Source organism: Alkalicella caledoniensis, from assembly GCF_014467015.1.
Classification (GTDB): domain Bacteria; phylum Bacillota; class Proteinivoracia; order Proteinivoracales; family Proteinivoracaceae; genus Alkalicella; species Alkalicella caledoniensis.
The window spans coordinates 1,510,268-1,531,935 of the sequence record NZ_CP058559.1 but is presented as its reverse complement, the minus strand read 5'-3'; the positions used below and the strand labels follow the sequence as shown (position 1 = coordinate 1,531,935).

The window sequence follows — 21,668 nt, the reverse complement described above, 5'->3', positions numbered from 1 at the left end:
TTTTAATAACTTTCTTAGAAATCATTATCTTTAATTTTAAGGTAATACTGGAGGCTTAGTGTAAAACTACATAGCCTCCAGTAGTCTATAACAAAAAAAGGGGGAGAGATAATGGATAAAAAATTTATTTTATCTTTAGACCAAGGAACCACTAGTTCAAGAGCAATAATCTTCGATCACGATGGTAAGATTGTAGCAACATCCCAAAAGGAATTTACACAAATTTACCCAAAAGCTGGTTGGGTTGAGCATGATGCAATGGAAATATGGGGAACTCAAAGTGGTGTGGCAAGAGAAGTTTTAGAAACAGCTGGTATTAAGCCCCAAGAGATCGCGGCTATAGGTATCACAAATCAAAGGGAAACAACAGTTGTTTGGGATAAGAACACTGGTAAACCTGTATATAACGCAATTGTTTGGCAATGTAGAAGAACAGCAAACATTTGCGATGACTTAAAAGCTAGAGGACTTGAGGAGTATATAAGAGATAACACTGGTTTAGTTGTTGATGCTTATTTCTCAGGAACTAAAGTTAAATGGATTTTAGACAATGTTGAAGGTGCTAGAGAAAAAGCAGAAAACGGAGATCTAATCTTCGGTAACATTGACACTTGGTTAATCTGGAATTTAACAAGGGGTAAAGTTCATGTAACTGATTATTCAAATGCTTCAAGAACTATGTTATACAACATTAAAGAGCTTAAGTGGGATGAAAAAATCCTTGCAGAGCTTGGTATTCCTGCTTCTATGTTGCCAGAAGTTAAACCTTCAAGTGAAGTTTATGGCCACACTGATGTAGAAACATTTGGTGGAGCAGAGATTCCTATCGCAGGAGCTGCTGGTGACCAACAAGCGGCACTTTTCGGTCAAGCGTGCTTTAGCCCAGGAATGGCTAAGAACACTTACGGAACTGGGTGCTTTATGTTAATGAATACTGGTGAGAAATTTGTTCCTTCTAACAACGGGCTATTAACAACTTTAGCTTGGGGTGTAGATGGTAAGGTTGAATATGCTTTAGAAGGTAGTATCTTCGTAGCTGGTGCTTCTGTTCAATGGTTAAGAGATGAACTGAAAATTATCAGAGACGCTCAAGATAGCGAGTACCTTGCTACTAAAGTTAAAGACTCTAATGGTGTTTATGTTGTACCTGCATTTGTAGGTTTAGGAGCACCATACTGGGATATGTATGCAAGGGGTACAATTGTAGGCTTAACTCGTGGAGCTAAAGCTGAACATTTAGTTCGTGCAACCCTTGAATCTATTGCATATCAAACTAGAGACGTATTAGAAGCTATGCAAGAAGATTCAGGCATAACTTTACAAGCACTTAAGGTTGATGGTGGAGCAGTTGCTAACAACTTCTTAATGCAATTCCAATCAGACATCCTAGGTGTTCAAGTTGATAGACCAGAAGTTACAGAGACAACCGCTCTTGGTGCGGCTTACCTAGCTGGTCTTGCAGTTGGATTCTGGAAGAGTAGAGACGAAATCTCTAACAAGTGGATCGTTGATAGAAGCTTTAACGCTTCCATGGAAGAAGAAGGAAAAGAAAAACTTTACTCCGGTTGGAAACGTGCTGTTGAGCGTTCTAGAGATTGGGAACAAGAATAATAAATTAGCCACTTTACTTTAACGTACTAAGATGTTATAATTAACGTAATTAAATACTGAAGGCTGAGAATAGAGAGCCACATAAAACAACCTACTTAATAGGTGTGTTTTGTGTGGCTTTTTTAGTTCTCTCTAATAAACTGGGGGAGTTGATATTATGTATGATGTTACCATTATAGGCGCTGGCGTAGTGGGATGTGCCATTGCCCGTGAGTTAGCTAAATTTAACATAAAAACCATCATTGTAGATAAGGAAAACGATGTGGCAAATGGAACAACCAAGGCCAATAGTGCCATAGTACATGCGGGCTACGATGCGCTACCAGGAACACTAAAAGCCAGCACAAATGTGCTAGGAAATGCTTTGTATGAGGACTTATGTAAGGAATTAGATGTACCTTTTAAAAGAATAGGTTCTTTTGTAGTAGCCACGGAAGAAAGTGATATAGAAGTACTAAAAGAACTAAAAGAACAAGGAGAAATAAATGGGGTTCCAAACCTAGAGATAATCTCCAAAGAAGAAGTTAGGAAGATGGAGCCTAACCTAAGTGAAGATATAATAGCAGCTCTATATGCACCTACTGCTGGAATAGTAGGGCCATGGGAGTTGGCTATAGCTTTAGCGGAAAATGCAGCGGAAAATGGAGTGGAAATTCTCCTTAACAGCCCTGTTACAAGTATAAATAAGGTTGACTCAGGTTATGTAGTAGTCGCAGGGGAAAAAGAAATTTCCACTAGATATATAATGAACTGTGCAGGGCTTTTTGCTGACAAAATTAACGATATGGTAAATGAACCATTTTTTGAAATTTTACCTAACCGAGGAGAGTACAACTTATTTGATAAATCCGTGGGAGACTTTGTAAACACTGTAGTATTCCAAACACCATCGAAAGATGGCAAAGGGGTAGTGGTACTACCAACAGTACATGGTAACTTCTTAATAGGCCCTACGGCTGAAAAAGTAGAAGACCCCAATGATTTAAAAACAACCATGAATGGACTGAACTTCCTAAGGGAAAAGGCTCATAAAGTAATACCTGGATTTCCTTTTAATGCAGTTATAACTTCTTTTACAGGTTTAAGGGCCAAAGTCAAACATGGGGATTTTATTATTGAGGAATCAAAGAACTCCAAGGGCTTTATAAATGTTGCAGCCATCGATTCACCAGGCTTAACTGCAGCACCAGCCATTGCGAAGATGGCAGTCGAAATATTATGTAAATCATCAGGTGGTTTTGAAACTAACGAGAGTTTTAACCCAAATAGAAAACCATCTATTCATTTTATAGATTTAAGTGATAATGAAAAGGCTGAACTTATTAAGAAAGATCCCCGCTTTGGTAGAATCATTTGTCGTTGCGAAAATATTACTGAAGGCGAAATAGTAGATATAGTTAACAGAAAAGCTGGTGCTACTAACTTAGATGCGGTCAAACGTAGAGCAAGAGCAGGTGGAGGTAGATGTCAAGGTGGTTTCTGTGGCCCGAGGGTAATGGAAATACTAGCTAAGGAACTACAAACTGATATAACTTCTATAGTTAAGGATAGTAAAGGATCCTATATTTTAACAGGTTCTACAAAATCCAGCTCAGTGGAAGTTAACTAATGACACCTACACACAACAAAAAGGGGGAAACTTGCATGATAAATTATGATATTGTTGTCATCGGTGGTGGCCCAGCTGGATTGGCTGCAGCTATTGAGGCTAAAGAAAACGGCGTGGATAACATATTAGTAATTGAGAGAGATAGAGAGCTTGGTGGAATTTTACAACAATGTATTCACAATGGATTTGGTTTACATGTATTTAAAGAAGAACTTACAGGTCCTGAGTATGCAGAGCGCTTTATTGAGAAACTTAAGGAACAAGGAATAGAATTCAAGTTAGACACAATGGTATTGGATATTAATCAAGAGAAAGTTGTTACTGCAGTAAATACTGTGGATGGGTTACTTCATATAAATGCAGGTGCCGTTGTACTGGCTATGGGCTGTCGTGAAAGAACCAGAGGAGCAATCAATATACCTGGAACTAGGGCCTCGGGAGTATTTAGCGCAGGTACAGCTCAACGTTTTGTTAACATGGAAGGTTATATGGTAGGAAAAGAAGTGGTTATACTAGGGTCTGGGGATATCGGACTGATCATGGCTAGAAGGATGACTTTAGAAGGTGCGAAGGTGCATGCTGTGGTTGAACTGATGCCTTTCTCTGGTGGTCTGACTAGGAATATAGTTCAATGCCTTGATGATTACAATATACCATTACTTTTAAGTCACACTGTGGTAGATGTAAAAGGAAAAGACAGAGTTGAAGAAGTAGTTATAGCTAAAGTAGATGATAGACGCAGACCTATCCCAGGAACAGAGCAAACATTCAGCTGTGATACATTACTACTTTCAGTAGGGCTTATACCGGAAAATGAGCTTTCTAAAAGTGCAGGAATTAAATTAGATCCTATAACTGGTGGCCCTGTTGTTAATGAATCCATGGAGACTTCAATAGAAGGAGTTTTTGCATGTGGAAATGTTGTGCATGTGCATGACCTAGTGGATTGGGTTACTGAAGAAAGTAGAAGAGCGGGAAAATATGCTGCAAGATTCGTACAAAAACAACTTGTGGTAAGTAAGAAACCTATGGAAACTAAGGGTGAAAATGGTGTCAGATACATCGTTCCACATAAAGTTCAAATAGAAAATATAACAGATAAATTAACATTGATGCTTAGGGTGGACAATGTTTACCATAATGCCAAACTAGTTATAAAAGACGGAGATAAAGTGATAAAATCAGTAAAGAAAAGGCACCTTGCCCCAGGTGAAATGGAAACTATTAATTTACCTGCTAAAGATTTAGCAAACTTTGAAGGGAATGACATCATAGTTTCCCTTCAGTTAGAGGAGGAATAGATGATGAAACAAGATATGGTATGTATAGCGTGTCCAATGGGATGTAAAATGGAAGTTTCTACAATAGAAAACGGCAAAACATCCTATAATGTTTCTGGTAACAAGTGCCCAAGGGGAGAGCAATACGCAGTGAAGGAAATGACTAACCCCACAAGAATGATAACCTCAACAGTTAGATTGAAAAATGGTCATTTGGCTCGTTTGCCAGTTAGAACAAGTGATGCCATACCTAAGGACAAGATATTTGACTGTATGAAGACTTTGGATGAAGTACAAGTAAGTAGCCCAGTAAAAGCAGGTGAGGTTATAATTGAGAAGCTTATGGGTTTAGACATAAATATAATAGCCACTCGAAGTATGTAACGATAGGGTAGGTGGATAAAATGACTAGAGCAAAGGTAACACATTTAAACGAAAACAGAAAACTAAATGATTTGGCAAACTCTTCTTACTCCGGTCTTTTTAGGTACCTAATTGACGGGGTATTAGTTGTCAATTCTTTAGGCTTGATTGAATACATGAATCCTGCCTATGAAGAAATGTTTGGTGTTACTAACTTTGCACTTAAGGGAAAAAGCATATATCAAACACCTAATGACGAGATAGTATTAACATCGTTAAAAAGCAAAAAACCTATTGATGGGTTTTTGCATCACCCCTACAAAAAAAAGAGAATAAGTGTTACATCTAGTTTGTTAATGCAAGGCAATAGTTTTGGAGGTGTAATTGTCATATATAGGGAAGAGAAGGCTGAGAGCATAAGTTCCGAGGAGTATGGTAAGCCCAATGAAGAAACTAGATACTTACCAAAAGCCTTTGAAGGTGTAATTGGTAACAGCAAATCTATTAAAAACATTCTATATATATCTGAAAAGGCTGCCAAATCTAATGCCACAGTACTAATAACAGGGGAAACTGGATGTGGCAAGGGCTTATTTGCGGAAGCTATTCATAAAGCTAGTAAACAATCTTCCATGCCCTTTGTAAAAATAAATTGTGGTGCAATACCATATGACTTATTAGAGTCAGAACTATTTGGGCATGAGCAAGGGGCCTTCACAGGTGCTGTTAAAAGGAAGATTGGTAAATTTGAGCAAGCAAATGGGGGGACCATCTTCCTAGATGAGATTGGTGATATGCCCATGAATATGCAAGTTAAGGTATTGCGAATTATTCAAGAGAAAGAGTTTGAACGAGTTGGGGGCAATGAGAGTATCCAATGTGATGTAAGAATCATAGCCGCAACCCACAGGGATTTAAGAGAGCTTATTGAAAATGGTTCTTTTAGAGAGGACTTATACTATAGACTAAATGTTATACCCATACATGTTCCTTCTTTGCGAGAGAGAAAAGAAGATATTATAGAGCTGACATATCACTATATGAGAAAAATTCATAAAGAGACAGGAGTACCAATGAAAGCCCTAGAACATGAGGTAGAACTAGCTTTTTATAGCTATCAATGGCCTGGTAACATTAGAGAACTCAAGAACTTAATTGAACGGCTAATGGTACTTGTTGAGGGAGACATTATAGGAATAAATGATATTCCCAAAGAAGTTTCTAATATATTTAGGGTTAATCGAGACTCAATTATTAACACTTCCTTGATAAATAACAACTCTAAGGGTGAAATAGCTACTTTGGATGAGTATGAGCGGGAGATTATAAAAAATGCCTTAAATAAGTTTGGCAGCTTCAATAAAGCAGCGAAAGCACTGGGAGTAACCCACAAGACTGTTGCAGCTAAAGCTCGGAAATACAATATTGTAGAATAAATCAGTATTGAATATTTCTATTTACATTCTGTATGTTATAGCATATAATATAATAAACAGAATATTTAGGCGCAAAAGTGGAGAGCCACACAAAGTAACCACAATGGTTATATTTGTGTGGCTCTATGTATTTAGTCTGAGGTCTACAATATAACAAGGAGGGGGTAATATGTCAAAGAAAGAAATGATATGTATTGCTTGTCCCATAGGGTGTCACCTTTCAGTTATGGAGGAGAATGGGAATTACCTTGTTGAGGGGAATCAATGCCCAAGGGGAGAGAAGTATGGTTTAAAGGAAGTTATTAATCCAACTAGGATGATAACAACAACTGTGAAAATTACTGGTGCTCATTTTAAACGCTTACCCGTAAAAAGTTCGGAACCAATTCCTAAAAAAGAAATTTTTAGATTTATGTGTTTCTTAGATACTGTTGAAGTCAAGTCCCCAATAAAAAAGGGAGAAACAGTAATAAAGGACATTTTAGGACTTGGCATTGATGTGGTTTCTTCTAGAAGTATGTGAAACTGTTATTTATTAAGCAAATAACCTTAAATTGTATTTAAGGTCTCAGAGTGATGACAAAGTCATTTTTTTAGGAATGTCGCATATTAAACGCTGTACAAAATTCTCCGTCGAGACTTAAGGCTTCTATCTAACTCCAGAAGGGTACCGCTCCAATTCACCGTCCATGGTAAGTGGAGCTCTCGAAACGTCAGACTGTGTGGCTAATCTCTAAAAACTCAAGGATTAGCCGTAAATTTCCTGTCTTTTGGTGCAATATGACTTAAACATATAAAAATACAATGATAAAGTGGGTCTAAGAGCTACTAATATCCTTAGTAGTTCTTTCACTCCTATAATATTTATTACTCTTTTAAAATTATAGGCTAGCAAAACTAGGGCTGTCTCTGTAGTTACAGAATCCATCCCTCTTGTTAAAAAATACCCAGCATTCATTGTCCTTTTGATGGTTCCATAAGGATGCTCAACAATCATCTGCCTTTGTAGGTATTTGTCCATATTTGCTTCTGTTCTAGCATCTATAGTATCCAAAAAATCTTGGTTAGGTGACCGATTTATTATCCTGCCTTTGGCTGCAGTGGTGCATTTGCTTTTTGATTCACAGTTTTTACAGGCATCGTAGTTTCTATATTTTATTCTTTTTGGTTCTTTTGATTTGTGGTTTATTCTGCGTAATTCATGGCCCAAAGGACAAATATATAAGTCTTTTTCAGGCACATAAGTAAATTTATCTCCGTAGAAATCTTTGTCTCCTGTGGCGTTAGAATACGACTGTTTTGGCAAATAGACTGTTGTTTCGTTTCTCTCACATTTCATGAGGTCGTCTGCTTGGTAATAGCCTTTATCTGCCGCTACTTCAAGTTTCCTTTTTCCAAATATATCTTTAGCCTTTTCTGCAAGTGAATTTAGGTTACCTTGATCTGCGGGATTGTTTGTAACATCATATGCGACTATAATACCATGCTTAGAGTCTACAGCTGTTTGTATGTTATATGCTACAGTAACACCATTGTTTTTGTTGTCCATAAGCCTAGCATCTTCGTCAACTGTAGATACTTCATTACATTCGCTATCCTGTAGTTTTTTTTCCAACTCTTCAAATTTAATTTTACGCTCCTTGAGTTTTTCAATTTTTTGCTGAATTTCTTCAGGTGTATACTTAAGTTTAGGTGAATCGTCTTTGTCACTGCTTTCTAACAAATCTAGATAGGAATTAACCTTATCTTCGATATATTGTTTGTGTCTTTGTATTTTTTTCTTTGAGAAATTATTCTTCTTTGAATTATTAGCTTGAATTTTAGTCCCATCTATTGCTATGAATTCCTCGCCTAATAGTTTGAGATCCTTACACAACTTAGTAAAATCCTTGAAAACTTGTTTTAGCTGAGTTTTATTTTCTTTCCTGAAATCAGCTATTGTTTTAAAATCAGGTTTTAGTTTTTGTAATAGCCAAACCACTTCTATATTCCTGTGAGATTCTGTTTCTAGCTTTCTAGATGATCTTATGCCATTTACATACCCATATAGATATAACTTCAATAAAACAGAGGGATGATATCCTGGTGCACCTCTGCGGTGTTCCTTTGATTTAGTGAATGCACTCATATTGACCAGTTTTACGTATTCATCAATTACCCTAACGGGATTATCCTCACCTATGTAATCTTCTATGCAGTCAGGAAACATTGTTTTTTGCTTTCTATCTGTACCTTGTATAAATGACATTTAAAATCCCCTCTCCGATATTCTATAACTTAATTATACTACAGAAAAAGGGAAAAGTACTGTATTTACAGTACTTTAGAGCCATTTAGACATATATTATTGTTTAATTCTCACACAGTCTGACGTCCTGTTTCTCGCCCCTTCTTCCTTTTAGCTATTCAGCTCTTAAGTCTATCTCCTCGAATTAATTGTACTGCTTTTTAATATACACATCTAGGGTCAATGACTTTGTCTGAGGTTTGTCTACAAGCTGTAACCTTAAATCGTATTTAAGGTTTTGATATGTTATTTGGACAATTAGAACATATATCAGTACAATTGGAGTAATAATTATCTTTGAAAAGATTGCAGTCTTGTGCACATCTTTTTCTTATTGTTTCTAATAATGCGTAAAGGTTATGAATAAATTGAGGATCTGACTTTATGTGTATAGCTGCATCTTTACAAATAATTGCGCATTCAATTAACATAGATATGCTAACAATTTGCGGGTTATTATTACCCCCACTAGGATATAGTTCAGGGTGTATCCTGGTTTTAAGACAATTAAAGCAAGACTGAACACATTCAATACACTGGTTTAAGCTGACATTAAAATCATTGGACTGTGATGTATTCATTTTTAACCTTCCCTTCCAAATACTATATGTATTGTTATCGGAAAGGAAGAATTTTATTCGCTATGAAATTTAATGTTCATTATGATAGAATATAGTAATAAGATTAGCAAAGGGGTGCTCAAAGTTGAAGAAGAAAGTAGCATTTATCTGTGTACACAATTCTTGTCGCTCTCAAATGGCAGAAGGATGGGCTAAAAAGCTAGGTGTAGATATTCTGGAAGCTTATTCTGCTGGGACTGAGGATTATCCCGAGGTAAAGCCGCTAGCTGTGGAGGTTATGGAAGAGGTAGGAATAAATATGTCTGATCATAGGCCTAAGCTTTTAGCTGATATCCCAGAAAAGGTTGATATAGTCATAACAATGGGTTGCAATGTTGATTGTCCTTTCTTACCATGCAACCATAGGGAAGACTGGGGCCTCACTGACCCATCCGGTGGTCCAGTTGAAGGATTTAGAGAAACCAGAGGTATAATAAAGGAAAAAGTTGAAGACCTAATTAAGAGAATTGAAAGAGGAGAGTTATAAAGCGCAGGCGCCAATGGCGTCTGCTTCGTTATCCGAAGATATGATAGAGTAAAATAGAAATTACCCTTCTATCTCAATCTAAGCAGGAAATGGTTTGTGAATGAAGAAGATATGTTTAAGGGCTCATTTTAGAGGGAGGATTTGCACATGGAATGGATCAAAGGGAGTTTTAATACTAAGGAAGGCATCAGGATTGCTTTTGGCAAGGGTATTCCAGATAATCCTCAATGCATTATAGTTTTAGTCCATGGCTTCGCAGAGCATATGGGACGCTACAGAGACTTTATAGAATTTCTACAGCTAAACGGGTTTGGTGTTTACACCATGGATCATATAGGACATGGAAAATCAGGGAATATAAAGGGATATGTTAGGAGCTTTGGGGAAATGATTGATTCTGTGAATCAACTTGTGCAAAAAGCTAAAACCGAAAACCCAAATAGGCCTATATACATGTTTGGGCATAGCATGGGAGGGCTAATAACCCTAGCATATGGCTTGAAGTATCCAGATAATTTAGATGGACAAATTGTATCAGGTCCTGCCTTAGGTATAACCATGTCCTGGGGAGTTAGAATTTTTTTAAGCTTCGCCAATACAATTGCTCCTAAGTTAAACATTAAAAACCCTGTGTCTGAGCTTATATGTAGAGATAAAAATGTGGTTGAAAAATATAAAAATGATCCACTGGTATTGCATAAGGCCACTATTTCCCTTTATTATCAGGTATTTGTGAAGGGGATTAAATTTGTGAACGAGAATATGGCTGCATACAATTATCCATGTCTAATACTTCATGGAAAAGATGACAAGATAGTAAACCCACAGCTATCTGATGATTTTTATACTAAGTGTTCATCTAAAGATAAGAATATAAAGGTTTATGAAGGGTTGTATCATGAGATACTTAATGAACCTGAAAAGGATAAAGTCAAAAAAGATATTTTGTTATGGATTAATGAAAGAATTTAATCATTAAAAGCTAATAATATATGTTAGAATTGTTAAAAATATAAAAGGCTTAGAATATATTTATTAAAAAACACTATTAGTCCTTAAATGGATAGAAAAAGGAGGTTTGAGTATATGCAAGCATTTTTAAACAAGGATGACTGTATAGGATGTGGGCTTTGTCCACAAATCTGTCCTGAGGTTTTCGAAATGGAAGATGGCGAGGACAAAGCCTTTGCCAAAGATGTAAAAATTACTGATGAACTGAAAGATTCCGCTAAAGAAGCAGAAGAAGCATGCCCAGTAGATGCCATAAAAATTAGCTAAAACTAAGAACTAACTACATCACTGTAGTTAGTTCTTAGTTTATATACAGTTATGTCTTTTTAAGTAACCTTCTGAGACTGGAATACATCATCACCTTGCGGACTTTTGATTTCACATCTGGGCCATGGCAATTATCAGGGCATTTTCTACAGGAAGGTTTGGGATTTTTAGGACAGCTAATCCTATTAAGTAAGGTGGAAGTGGCAAGTAACTCACACTCTTCACATAGAAAAATCTCTTTATTAGCACCGAAATTTTTAAAAGTTACTGATTTCTTCTCTTTTTCTAAATGTTTGTTTTCACAGTATATAGAAAAGAAAGTTATGAATGTTCTAGCCTCTTTTTCATTCACATAAGCACCTCCTGTATAGCTTTTTACCATTTTATGCCCTGTAGTGTTGATAAATACATAGAGAGACCTTTAAACGTCATATCAAAAAAGCGCCCAAATAGGCGCTTTATCAATGCTTAGGTTTAAGGTATAAAATTTAAAATATTTCCATCTTGTGAGAATGTAGAAATATTAAAGAGGAAAAGAACCTCATCTATCATGTTTGTTTCTATATAATCAGTTAGACTTGTATTAAAATATCTCAAGTCGATCATGTGTATTTCAGAATAGTGATTTGCTAAAAATGGTACAAAACTATGGGCATATGAATCCTTTATAACAAGAATTTTTTTATTGTTCTCTATATCACTGGATATGGTCACCAAGGGATGGTTTCCATCAAGGAAAAAAGAGTACTTATCCCTTCCCTCTAGATGTTTAGAGCTATATAGTTTGTCAAAAGCCTCTTCTTTTCCACTGTATCTTACTTGGTACTTAACTGGGAAATTTGGTGTTAAAACAAAGAGCTTATCTGGTGGAGTGCTACGATTATTAGCCTTAGAAAAATAGGTTCCATAAAAATCATCGGAAACCAAATCCTTTCTAAAATCATCAAAGTCATAGGGATTGTATCCTAAAAAACTTCCTGCATATCTATAAGCAAAATAAGCCCCTTCCATTGTCCAATGATGATCTGTTTTAAAGTATATATACTCATGGTTGTTAGTCCGCATAGTCTCTGTAATATTGATAAATGGGATATCCCCACTAAGATTGCTTTCAATTATCTCTATAACTTCCCCTTGCCCTTGGGGGTTAGCTAATGGGGGGAGCTTATGAGGAAATATCTCAACAGAGTTTGGAACTCCAAGGAAATAAAAATTCTTATTAGGCAGTAAAGCATAAAGGTTATTGATGCTATCTATATTTTTATAAAGATTATCCCGGGGGCCTTTATAGTTTTCCAATAAGAAACCATCTTTCCCAATAAAAATTCCGTTATTTTCTCTTTTCATAGTAAAAAGCTCAATATCTGATTTAAGGAGCACCCACTTATCCCTTAAAAAGAATTGATCTGAAAGGAAATTTTCCATACCTGTTGTCACCCTGCCTAAACGTAAGTTTCTAAAATTGAGATTGGGAATTTGAGCTAAATACCTATTTTCCATTTCGGAAAATGTTCTAATTGGACTTAATATATTTATAATCCCAAACATAGCTAAAAATGTAATGAACACTGCTGAATTTATAACATTAACCTTTTTCATAAGAATCACCCTTAAAATCTAAAGTAAAGAAACGGATTATACGTTGAATCAACTAAATATGCAGTAGTTAAGATAAGGATAAGCAAATAAACTACAGGAGACAAAGAATATATAGTTTTATACGTTTTTGATTGCGAAGTTTTTATAAATTTTAGAACAGGTGTAGAAGCTATGGTAAGAACTACTAAAGTTAAGGAGTAGGAATATAAATAATACAAAAAAGTTGAATCAATAAGGGGCGAGTTACCAAACCCAAACATAACCTTAAGATACTCAAGGCCCATACTAAGATCCTCAAATACAAAAAGCACCCAACTAATTAATACCAAGAAAATTACATAAACATGCCTTAATGGTTTTTTCCATTTATCCATGAGCTGAAGGAGTATAGCCCTCTCAATTGCTATTAGGGCACCAAAGTATAATCCCCAAATGATAAAGTTCCAATTAGCACCATGCCAAAATCCTGTTAAAAACCAAACAGTAAATAAATTTCTATATAATATAAAAGAGCCTTTTCTATTGCCCCCCAAAGGGATATAAAGATAATCTCTAAACCAACTACCCAAAGAAATATGCCATCTTCTCCAAAACTCTGAAATAGACTGGGATATATAAGGGTAATTAAAGTTCTCTAGAAAATCAAATCCAAACATCTTCCCTAGGCCTATGGCCATATCAGAATAACCGCTAAAATCAAAGTATATTTGAAAGGCGAAAGCTATTATTCCTAGCCAAGCGGTCATTATTGATAGGTTTGTTAGTCCCAAACCTTGAATTTCGTTCCAAAGAAAACCTATATTATTTGCCAATAAAACCTTTTTACCTAAGCCCTTAACAAACTTAGCTACCCCTTCAGAAAACTTATCAATGTTTTCTTTGCGATGAGTAATTTGGTGAGCTATAGTCTGATAACGAACAATTGGACCTGCTATTAGCTGGGGGAAAAGAGTTACATAGGTAGCTAATGCTATTGGGCTCCTTTGAACAGGGGCATCACCCCTATAAACATCAATGGAATAGGACATGGTTTGAAATGTGTAAAAAGAGATCCCAATGGGTAGTGGTAGATTTAAGGGGGTTAAATTAGTCCCCAGGAAATAATTTATGTTCAGTATAAAAAAGTCTGAGTACTTAAAAAAAGCAAGTAAGGATAAATTTATAAATATCGAAGAGGCAACAAATATTCTTGATAAGTTGATGTTTCTATCTTTATACCTATCTATAAATAAACCATGAGTGTAATCAACTACTGATGAGAAGAGCATCAATATAATATATACGGGTTCACCCCATGCGTAGAAAACTAAGCTAAAGGATAATAGAACAATGTTGCGATACTTTTTTGGACACATATAATAAACTAACAAGATAAGTGGAAGAAAGTAAAACAAAAAAACTATAGAACTAAAAACCATAAGAATATCACATCCTAAAAGGGCTAGATGGTTTTGAATGTCAGGGTCCCACAAGGAGGACCCCCATACCAGTCTCCTCAAATTAATTGTGTTTCTTTTAAATATGCAATTTAGGTCAACGACTTTTGTGTTAGCTTTGTCTACAAGCTAAGGGCACTTGCGTGCCCTTATTACTTTAAGGAATCTAAAATAACAGATTCAATGTCTTCTGCATCTTGATAAGTTATATAATAAATTAAGTCACCTTCAACTTCAAAAATAGTTTCCTTTACTTTTTCAAACTGATCAGGAAGATACTGCTCCCACATATCGTATTGACCTTGTTTTTCCTCTTCTAAAATGCCTTTTAACTCTTCTAGATAATCACTATCAGAAACCTTGAATACTATGATTCTATCTGCATTTAACATCATGGCCGCTTGGATAGTAAAACCGCCTTCGACTTTATCTAAGTCAATCAAACCATCGTAAGGATTAAAGTCTAGTTCTTCATCTTTCAAATCAATAACAAAATATCCAGGCAGAACTTCAGCTTCAAAATCTGCATCAGTATAACCTGCCTCTTTAAGGTCTTCAGATATTCGAGCAATTACATTTTCCATCACTTGGTTCATGTCAACATCATTTCCAGAACCCCCAGATGAACTACAACCTACCATTAAAATCAGTGATAAAACAGCAAAAACTATAACAATTTTTTTCATAAAATAACCTCCTAATTTTTTTATACGTTTGTTTAGACGGATTTTATTTAAAGAAGGTTCCCAGGGAATTTTTTTTAGGTAAAAAAATCACTACACTTTATAGTTTTGAAGTTTAAGAGGGAAAAAACAAATTATGTAGAAATTACATGGATGATTGGTTTATAATATATGTATTGATTAATAATACATAAGTATTTGGAGGAATTATATGCTAATAGTTGATACACACAGTCACCTTATACCTGCAATTGACGATGGAGCTAAAAATATGGATGAAACCCTTGAAATGTGTCAAATTGCAGAAAAAGAGAATATAAGTAAGATAATAGCTACACCTCATTTTATTAGAGGGGAATTTTTTTCTACACCAAGGGATGTAAAAGATAATGTGAAGAACATAAATAAAAAATTAAGGGAGCTTGGTATTGATGTAAAGATATATTCAGGGCACGAGGTATTTATAGACCCTGACATTCCTAAGCTTTTAATTAATGGAGAAATAAATACCTTAAATGATTCAAGGTATGTCCTTATTGAACTACCTATGAACGGTATACCTAGCTATACAGAAGACACATTGTACTCAATAAGGTTAAAGGGGTATGTGCCAGTTATTGCTCACCCTGAGAGAAATTCCGAAATTATAAATGACCCCAATATCCTGTTTAGACTTATAGAGCTGGGGGCAGTGAGCCAGATGACAACCTTTAGCTTGCTAGGTAAATATGGAGAGAGGATTCAGAAGGTTTCCGAGGAAATGCTTAGGCATAACCTAGTACATTTGATGGCCACTGATGCACATACTCCACGAAGAAGAAGTCCCAAAATAGTGGAAGCACAAAAGCGACTAGTGGATATGGTGGGAGCCCAAAAGGCAAATACTATAATGGCAAATGGTGAGAGAATTTTACAAAACCAAGAGTTAGAAATTTTTATACCCCATAAAATAGAAAAGTTAAGCGTATTTTCCAAAATGATGAAGAAACTAAGAATAGGATAGAATAAAAAAAGCGCTGCGGCGCTTTTTTTATTCTATCTCTTTTCATGACTTCTAGTGGTAATGAAGGAGAATTAACTTATGTAGAGAATAAGAAAGTATAATAATTTGATTATACAGATTCCATGGAGGTGGTATTTCGATGTTAAGGCTAATTTTAGTAAGACACGGGCAATCTGAAGGGGATATATTAGGTAGACATGAAGGCAGGGCAGACTATCCCCTTACAAAACTGGGGGAATCCCAAGCTAAAAAGCTTGCAGAATACTTATCTGTTTATTACGGAATAGATGAAATTTATTGTAGCCCCTTAAAACGAGCAAAAAAAACAGCTGAATTAATATGTAAAAAAATAATGAAAGAACCCATTGAGGTTAATAGCTTGATGGAGATGGATAATGGACACTTGGCAGGCTTAACCTTTGAAGAAGCCAATAAAAAATACCCTATAACACCAGATAGGCTAAAGATTTATAGACCTTTACCTGGTGGAGAATCAACTATAGATTTTAGGATGAGGGTGGAAGGTTTTTGGCACCAGTTCTATGATGAAAAGTTCAATGCTCATGAGCAAAAAACAGTATGTCTGGTGGCCCATGGCGGCACTATATCCATGCTTATTAAAACAATATTTCAACTACCAGTACCTACTAATATAAAATTTCCAACAGGAGACACAGGGTTTCATCTAATAGAGATAACTTCAGGTGGAGCGGTATATATCAAAGGGAATTGTTTGGAACATCTCTTATTGAATAAATAATAAAATTGATAAATTGGGTTTAAGTCTTTTAGCTCTCAGAACATATCTGAGGAATTTAAAAAAATAAGAGGGAAAATAGTTAGGAAGTCGAAATATAATAATATATAAATCATTACAGAAAAGGGGTATCATTATGAAAAACGAGTTCTTTATTAATAACCGCAAGAAGCTACAAGAATCAATAAAAGACAACTCTATCTTGATCCTTTTTGCGGGAGTGGCACCTCAAAGAAGTGCCGACCAAAGTTATATATTCACTCCAAACAGAAATTTTTATTATATTACTGGTATTGATAGAGATCAGGCAATATATGTCTTAGCTAAATCTGATGAAAATATCAGGGAGTACTTATTCATTGAAGAGGGAAACCCTGTACTTGAGAAGTGGATAGGAAAGCGAATGACTAAAGACGAAGCAAAGGAAGCTTCAGGGTTAGATAACATTAAGTTCTTAACTGAATTTGAGGGTCTGTTACATCAAGAGATAACAGGCAACTCATTGGAAAAAGTTTATTTAGATCTGGAAAAACGTAGCTATGACTCAATACCAACTAGGGCACAGTTATTCTCCCAGGACATAATAAAAAAGTATCCCCAAGCTTCTATAAAAAACATCTACAATGATGTGGCAAAAATCAGGGTTAAAAAAGAACAGGTTGAAATAGATAAAATGAGAAGAGCCATTGAAATTACAGGAGAGGGCATTAAATCCCTCATGGTAAACTGTGAGGCAGGCTTGTTCGAATATCAAGTAGAAGCATATTTTGATTTTACTATAAAAAACCTTGGAGCTAAAAACAAGGCATTCAACACCATAGCTGCAGCTGGTAAAAATGCCACTGTTCTTCATTACGAGGACAATAACTGCCAACTTTCAGACGGAGAACTGATTCTTTTCGATCTGGGGGCTGAATTTCAGCATTATTGTGCAGATATAAGTAGAACCATTCCTGTGAATGGAAAATTTACCCCTAGGCAAAAAGACGTATACAATGTTGTTCTTAAAGCCCTAGACGAGGTTACTAAAAGGGTAAGGCCCGGTGTTACATTTACTGAGCTCAATGAATACACAAAAAAGATATTAGCCCAAGGATGTATTGAATTAGGTATAATCAAAGATGAAGGGGAACTTAGTAAATACTACTATCATGGTGTTGGCCACTTTTTAGGTCTTGATACCCATGATGTTGGGGCTAGAAATGCTAAACTAGAAGCAGGAATGGTAATAACCATTGAGCCTGGGCTATACATTGATGAAGAAGCCATTGGAGTCCGTATAGAAGATGATGTATTAGTTACTGAAAACGGGCATGAGAATTTATCCAAAGATATCATAAGAACAGTGGAAGATATAGAGAAGTTTATGGCAAAAAGATAAAAACCGAAACATATACTCTATCTAAAGAGATAATTTATAGAGGGTGAGGGGATATGTTTGTTTCTTGAAAAACTGAAAACATTAATAAGATTCTTTTTTCCAAAGGTAGAAGAAGAAAACATAGGAGAGCTTGAGATCAGCTCAGGGGGCATGCTTATTTGTGATCCGTTGTTCTTAAGAAAGCTACCGGAAGGTTCCATAGAACTTAAGGGACTAAATGTAGGAGATTTTCCTGTTAAAATTACCTTGAAGTATCTTGGCAAGATTAAAAAAATAATAAAGGCAGAATTGGGGATATTCGAAGGTCAAGGAGAAAAGAGACTTCTGGGCGAAATACCCATTGTTTCAAAATCTATCTGCCTCGTTGACAAAGAAGTTTTTGAAAAGAATTTTTTGTTCCGTGGAGTGGAGCGTATCGGGATGATTTATTCCAAAAACCATAAGGAGATTGCAGAGAAAATTAAAAATAAATTAGAGTTAGATTATGTGGAGGATTCTGAGGTGACTTCAAAGTTCTTAGAGACCATAACTGACAACCTTGAAAGGGGAATTAGGACCTTTCTTAACCAAGAAGAAAAAAATGCATTTTTCATATGGACAAATAACACCTATGATCAAGTCTCAAAGAGGCTAGGGGAAAACTATAAGCCAGATTACACATATGTAAATCACAAATTCTCTGATGAAAACAGTGGAAATATTCTAGTCTTTTCTACACCCAAGGACAGATTTCACAGAGTATATGGAATCTTTGACGAAGATAAACTGGCTAAAATAATAATAGAGATGGATTAAATTACTTTATAGGAAGTGCACCGAAAAGGTATATTATAAAGCAAAACAAAATCGGGTTCATCTTGATTATCCATGGTGGATAAGTCAAGGATGAACCCGAAATTCTCTACTTCTTTAGCTTAGTTAAAGCTAGTAAAAGTGGGTATCCTAGTCCGTAGCAAGCAATCATTTGTCCTGTAAACACTCCACTTAACATTAACCAGTATGGTAGATCAAAAGCGAAGTATAAAACAATAGGAATTATGATTACATTTACTAAAACTGGGGGTAATGGGGCCAGCCAAAGTTTTGACCTAGGCACCAGGTAAGTGAGATACGCTGCTATTAAGGAAGCTAAGCTACCAAATACTACATCTAAAAGTCCAGCATCACTGAATAAGTTAGCAATTAGGGCACCTACAAACAATCCAGGTATAGCTGCAGGTGTTAGTATAGGTAAAACAGTCATAGCTTCGGAAATACGTACCTGCATAGGTCCATAGCTAATGGGCGCGAAAAGCAAAGTAATAACCACATAAACTGCAGCAATTAATGCTCCTTGCACTAAAAATTTGGTGTTCTTCATTTTAAATTACCTCCGTAGTTTTGTTTTATGTCAGGAGATTGCGAACTGACTCCTATATATTACAGACTTAGAGGGATTTTTGCAAGGGGTATTATATTAAAAAATCCCAGTTCGTGTCCTATGACATAAATTATGGAAACTATTATTACTAAGATAAAAAGATAATAAATATAGTAACTTAGTTTGTTCTCTTTCACATGTGGTTTAAGATGGGAAGCTATTAGTGATGATAATGCGATAAGAATTATTGGAAATAGAAAACGTAGCATTTTGGACCTCCATGTTTTAAGTGTAGTATTATCTAGTATAAATCTAGTATAACCATTGGTGATACAAAAAAGTCCATTGTATGTCCTAGGAATTCTTCTGGCATTAATTTGAAATTATTAACAAAAGTTAATAATTATTGACTAATGGGCAAATCTGAATTAGAATAATAAGGAAAGTAAAAAAATTACGAAAAGGAGGTAGGGAAAAATGATCAACATTAGACTAAGAAAAACAACCAGCTTAATCCAAGGAATATTTGGACTACTACAGGATAGCCCTGCCTTTTTTGAGGAAGCTTCAATCTAACCATTAAAACGGTTAAATTAACTTGACTCAAAAAGCCATGGGCTATATAACCCATGGCTTTTTTGCACCCTTTTCAAGGTGAGCCATGGGATGTAAACCCATGGCTTTTTTGTTTGTTTGAAGTTATCTCAAAGAAGGCTTTTGTTTGACTGGGAGGAGGAAAGAAAATGAAACGAATACTTAAATATGTTTGGAGATATAAAATACTTTATATTATACCAATTGTTTCAATGTTTATAGCTATAGGATTGGATATGTTCAACCCAATTGTTACACAAAAAATAATAGATGATGTGATACGAGATGGAAGGCATGAAATTTTAAATACGTTATTGCTAGGGTTTTTTGGTATTACAATAGGTAGAGCTATTTTTGGATACATTAGGGAATTTTTATTTGACTATGCAGGTTCTAAGGTTACTTTAGATATAAGGAAAGATCTGTTTGGGCACATTCAAAAATTACCCTTTGACTATTTTGATGGTGTAAATACAGGTGAAATTATGTCTAGGACTACAGAAGATGTTAATAACATCTGGAACGCCATGGGTTTTGCTATCTTGTTTTTCATAGAGCAAATCCTTTATATAATAATCGCAACTACTATGTTATTCACTATTGATTGGAAGCTTGCAATTATATGTCTACTTACCATGCCACCTATGCTGCTTTTAGCTGTAAAACTGGAAAAGAAAATAGGGGAGGCGTATGAGAATCTTAGTGACCAAAGTGCTGTACTAAATACCACTGCCCAAGAGAATCTTTCAGGTGTAAGACTTGTAAAAGCATTTGGCCGTGAAAAACATGAGATGGAAAAATTCTTTAAACAAAATGAAGAAAACTACAGGCTTAATATCCAGCAAGCCAAGGTATGGTCTAAATACCACCCGGTAATTGAGTTTATGTCAAACCTAGTGCTAATAGTTGTTATTTCTATCGGTGGTATGTTTGTGGTGGGTAGTCAGATTTCCTTAGGTGAGTTAGTAAAGTTCAATGGGTATATAATGATGCTTATCTGGCCCATGAGATTGATGGGGTGGCTTACTAACCTTATTGCTAGGTGTAATGCCTCTGCCAAAAGAATATTTGCCATTATAGATACTGAGCCAACTATTACTTCCCCGGAAAATCCTGTAATGCCAAAGGAATTAAAGGGGCATATTGTCTTTGAAAATGTTTCATTTAAGTATAGGGATGAATATGTACTGAAAAACATCAACATAGATGCAGCCCCTGGCTCAACAGTAGCCATTATGGGTACTACTGGTTCGGGGAAAAGCTCAATTATAAACTTAATTGGGAGATATTACGACTGTACTGAAGGTAACATCTTAGTAGACGGTGTGGATGTTAAAAAAATGGATTTGAAGGAACTTAGGGACGAGATTTCTGTGGTAATGCAAGATACCTTCTTGTTCTCAGACACCATTGAGGAAAACATAATTTTCTCTGTGGATGATGTAACACCAGAGGAATTTAAAGATGCAGCTAGGGATGCCCAAGTAGAAGAGTTTGTGGGAGAAATGGAAGAAGGGTATCAAACAATTATCGGAGAACGTGGTGTGGGTCTTTCCGGAGGACAAAAACAACGGATTTCCATTGCCCGTGCAATTCTCAAGAAAAGCAAGGTGCTGATCTTTGATGATGCAACATCGGCCCTTGATATGGAAACTGAGTATAACATCCAAAAGGCTCTGGAAAAGAGAAAAGAAATGACTAAATTTATCATAGCACATCGTATATCTGCTGTTAAAAATGCAGACGAGATCATAATAGTTGAAAATGGTGAAATTGTTGAAAGAGGAAACCATAAATCACTAATATGGAAAAAGGGTAGATACTACGATATTTATTGCGAACAGTTTAAGGATATAGATAGCCTACAAGAAGAGGTGATATAGT

General features: G+C 35.6%; 22 protein-coding genes. 14 read left to right on the top strand and 8 right to left on the bottom strand.

The window, feature by feature from the left end:
• Positions 1-111: 111 nt before the first annotated feature.
• The 6 genes from glpK (at position 112) to HYG86_RS07420 (ending at position 6,822) form a co-directional block, all read left to right on the top strand.
• The gene (gene glpK / locus HYG86_RS07445; protein ID WP_213168478.1) at positions 112-1,611 is read left to right on the top strand and encodes a glycerol kinase GlpK; all 1,500 of its coding nucleotides are present in this window, start codon (positions 112-114) and stop codon (positions 1,609-1,611) included.
• A 157-nt stretch (positions 1,612-1,768) separates the two neighbouring features.
• A complete protein-coding gene (locus HYG86_RS07440) occupies positions 1,769-3,220 on the top strand; it encodes an NAD(P)/FAD-dependent oxidoreductase (RefSeq protein ID WP_213168477.1) in 1,452 nt (483 codons plus the stop codon).
• A gap of 38 nt (positions 3,221-3,258) precedes the next feature.
• Positions 3,259-4,521: an NAD(P)/FAD-dependent oxidoreductase gene (locus HYG86_RS07435; RefSeq protein ID WP_213169156.1), complete on the top strand. Its 1,263-nt coding sequence runs from the start codon at positions 3,259-3,261 to the stop codon at positions 4,519-4,521.
• Complete coding sequence (locus tag HYG86_RS07430; RefSeq protein WP_213168475.1) at positions 4,522-4,884, top strand: DUF1667 domain-containing protein; 363 nt, start codon at positions 4,522-4,524, stop codon at positions 4,882-4,884.
• Between the two features lie 20 nt (positions 4,885-4,904).
• Positions 4,905-6,299, top strand: coding sequence for a sigma-54 interaction domain-containing protein (locus tag HYG86_RS07425; RefSeq protein ID WP_213168473.1), 1,395 nt, complete (start codon positions 4,905-4,907; stop codon positions 6,297-6,299).
• A gap of 169 nt (positions 6,300-6,468) precedes the next feature.
• On the top strand, positions 6,469-6,822 hold the full coding sequence (locus HYG86_RS07420) for a DUF1667 domain-containing protein (RefSeq protein ID WP_213168472.1): 354 nt from the start codon (positions 6,469-6,471) through the stop codon (positions 6,820-6,822).
• Positions 6,823-7,047: 225 nt separating this feature from the next.
• On the opposite strand, the gene HYG86_RS07415 is transcribed toward HYG86_RS07420, so the two are convergent.
• Together HYG86_RS07415 and HYG86_RS18475 are read right to left on the bottom strand one after the other, a co-directional pair.
• On the bottom strand, positions 7,048-8,547 hold the full coding sequence (locus HYG86_RS07415; RefSeq protein ID WP_213165955.1) for an IS1182 family transposase: 1,500 nt from the start codon (positions 8,545-8,547) through the stop codon (positions 7,048-7,050).
• Positions 8,548-8,816: 269 nt separating this feature from the next.
• Positions 8,817-9,167, bottom strand: a complete 351-nt coding sequence (locus HYG86_RS18475) for a four-helix bundle copper-binding protein (protein WP_484477034.1) — start codon at positions 9,165-9,167, stop codon at positions 8,817-8,819.
• 124 nt (positions 9,168-9,291) lie between these two features.
• Here HYG86_RS18475 and HYG86_RS07405 point away from each other — a divergent pair, with 124 nt between their 5' ends.
• From HYG86_RS07405 to HYG86_RS07395, 3 genes are all read left to right on the top strand, one after another.
• Positions 9,292-9,693 carry an arsenate reductase ArsC gene (locus HYG86_RS07405; protein ID WP_213168469.1) on the top strand — a complete coding sequence of 134 codons (402 nt, stop codon included), beginning with the start codon at positions 9,292-9,294 and terminating at the stop codon, positions 9,691-9,693.
• A gap of 147 nt (positions 9,694-9,840) precedes the next feature.
• Positions 9,841-10,665, top strand: coding sequence for an alpha/beta hydrolase (locus HYG86_RS07400; RefSeq protein ID WP_213168467.1), 825 nt, complete (start codon positions 9,841-9,843; stop codon positions 10,663-10,665).
• 114 nt (positions 10,666-10,779) lie between these two features.
• Positions 10,780-10,971 (top strand): ferredoxin, encoded by a 192-nt coding sequence (locus tag HYG86_RS07395; RefSeq protein ID WP_213168466.1) that lies wholly within the window; start codon positions 10,780-10,782, stop codon positions 10,969-10,971.
• A 49-nt stretch (positions 10,972-11,020) separates the two neighbouring features.
• Here HYG86_RS07395 and HYG86_RS07390 read toward each other — a convergent pair whose 3' ends face one another.
• The 4 genes from HYG86_RS07390 to HYG86_RS07375 form a co-directional block, all read right to left on the bottom strand.
• On the bottom strand, positions 11,021-11,323 hold the full coding sequence (locus HYG86_RS07390; protein ID WP_213168464.1) for a nitrous oxide-stimulated promoter family protein: 303 nt from the start codon (positions 11,321-11,323) through the stop codon (positions 11,021-11,023).
• Between the two features lie 122 nt (positions 11,324-11,445).
• Positions 11,446-12,570, bottom strand: a complete 1,125-nt coding sequence (locus tag HYG86_RS07385) for a DHHW family protein (RefSeq protein ID WP_213168462.1) — start codon at positions 12,568-12,570, stop codon at positions 11,446-11,448.
• 11 nt (positions 12,571-12,581) lie between these two features.
• Positions 12,582-13,988: an MBOAT family O-acyltransferase gene (locus HYG86_RS07380; protein ID WP_213168460.1), complete on the bottom strand. Its 1,407-nt coding sequence runs from the start codon at positions 13,986-13,988 to the stop codon at positions 12,582-12,584.
• 170 nt (positions 13,989-14,158) lie between these two features.
• Entirely contained in the window at positions 14,159-14,692 is a 534-nt protein-coding gene (locus HYG86_RS07375) for a DUF4358 domain-containing protein (RefSeq protein ID WP_213168458.1), read from the bottom strand.
• Positions 14,693-14,900: 208 nt separating this feature from the next.
• On the opposite strand from HYG86_RS07375, the gene HYG86_RS07370 reads away from it, so the two are divergent.
• The 4 genes from HYG86_RS07370 to HYG86_RS07355 all read left to right on the top strand — a co-directional run bounded on the left by HYG86_RS07370 (position 14,901) and on the right by HYG86_RS07355 (position 18,625).
• Positions 14,901-15,692, top strand: coding sequence for a tyrosine-protein phosphatase (locus HYG86_RS07370; protein ID WP_213168456.1), 792 nt, complete (start codon positions 14,901-14,903; stop codon positions 15,690-15,692).
• Between the two features lie 139 nt (positions 15,693-15,831).
• Entirely contained in the window at positions 15,832-16,452 is a 621-nt protein-coding gene (locus HYG86_RS07365) for a histidine phosphatase family protein (protein ID WP_213168454.1), read from the top strand.
• Positions 16,453-16,585: 133 nt separating this feature from the next.
• Positions 16,586-17,830 carry an aminopeptidase P N-terminal domain-containing protein gene (locus tag HYG86_RS07360; RefSeq protein WP_213168452.1) on the top strand — a complete coding sequence of 415 codons (1,245 nt, stop codon included), beginning with the start codon at positions 16,586-16,588 and terminating at the stop codon, positions 17,828-17,830.
• Positions 17,831-17,887: 57 nt separating this feature from the next.
• Entirely contained in the window at positions 17,888-18,625 is a 738-nt protein-coding gene (locus HYG86_RS07355) for a hypothetical protein (RefSeq protein WP_213168451.1), read from the top strand.
• A gap of 106 nt (positions 18,626-18,731) precedes the next feature.
• Here the strand turns inward: HYG86_RS07355 and HYG86_RS07350 are convergent, their stop codons facing one another.
• Together HYG86_RS07350 and HYG86_RS07345 are read right to left on the bottom strand one after the other, a co-directional pair.
• Entirely contained in the window at positions 18,732-19,190 is a 459-nt protein-coding gene (locus tag HYG86_RS07350; protein WP_213168449.1) for a QueT transporter family protein, read from the bottom strand.
• 59 nt (positions 19,191-19,249) lie between these two features.
• On the bottom strand, positions 19,250-19,459 hold the full coding sequence (locus tag HYG86_RS07345) for a hypothetical protein (protein WP_213168447.1): 210 nt from the start codon (positions 19,457-19,459) through the stop codon (positions 19,250-19,252).
• A gap of 474 nt (positions 19,460-19,933) precedes the next feature.
• Between HYG86_RS07345 and HYG86_RS07340 the strand changes: the two genes are divergently transcribed.
• Positions 19,934-21,667 carry an ABC transporter ATP-binding protein gene (locus HYG86_RS07340; RefSeq protein WP_213168446.1) on the top strand — a complete coding sequence of 578 codons (1,734 nt, stop codon included), beginning with the start codon at positions 19,934-19,936 and terminating at the stop codon, positions 21,665-21,667.
• Position 21,668: the final 1 nt, after the last annotated feature.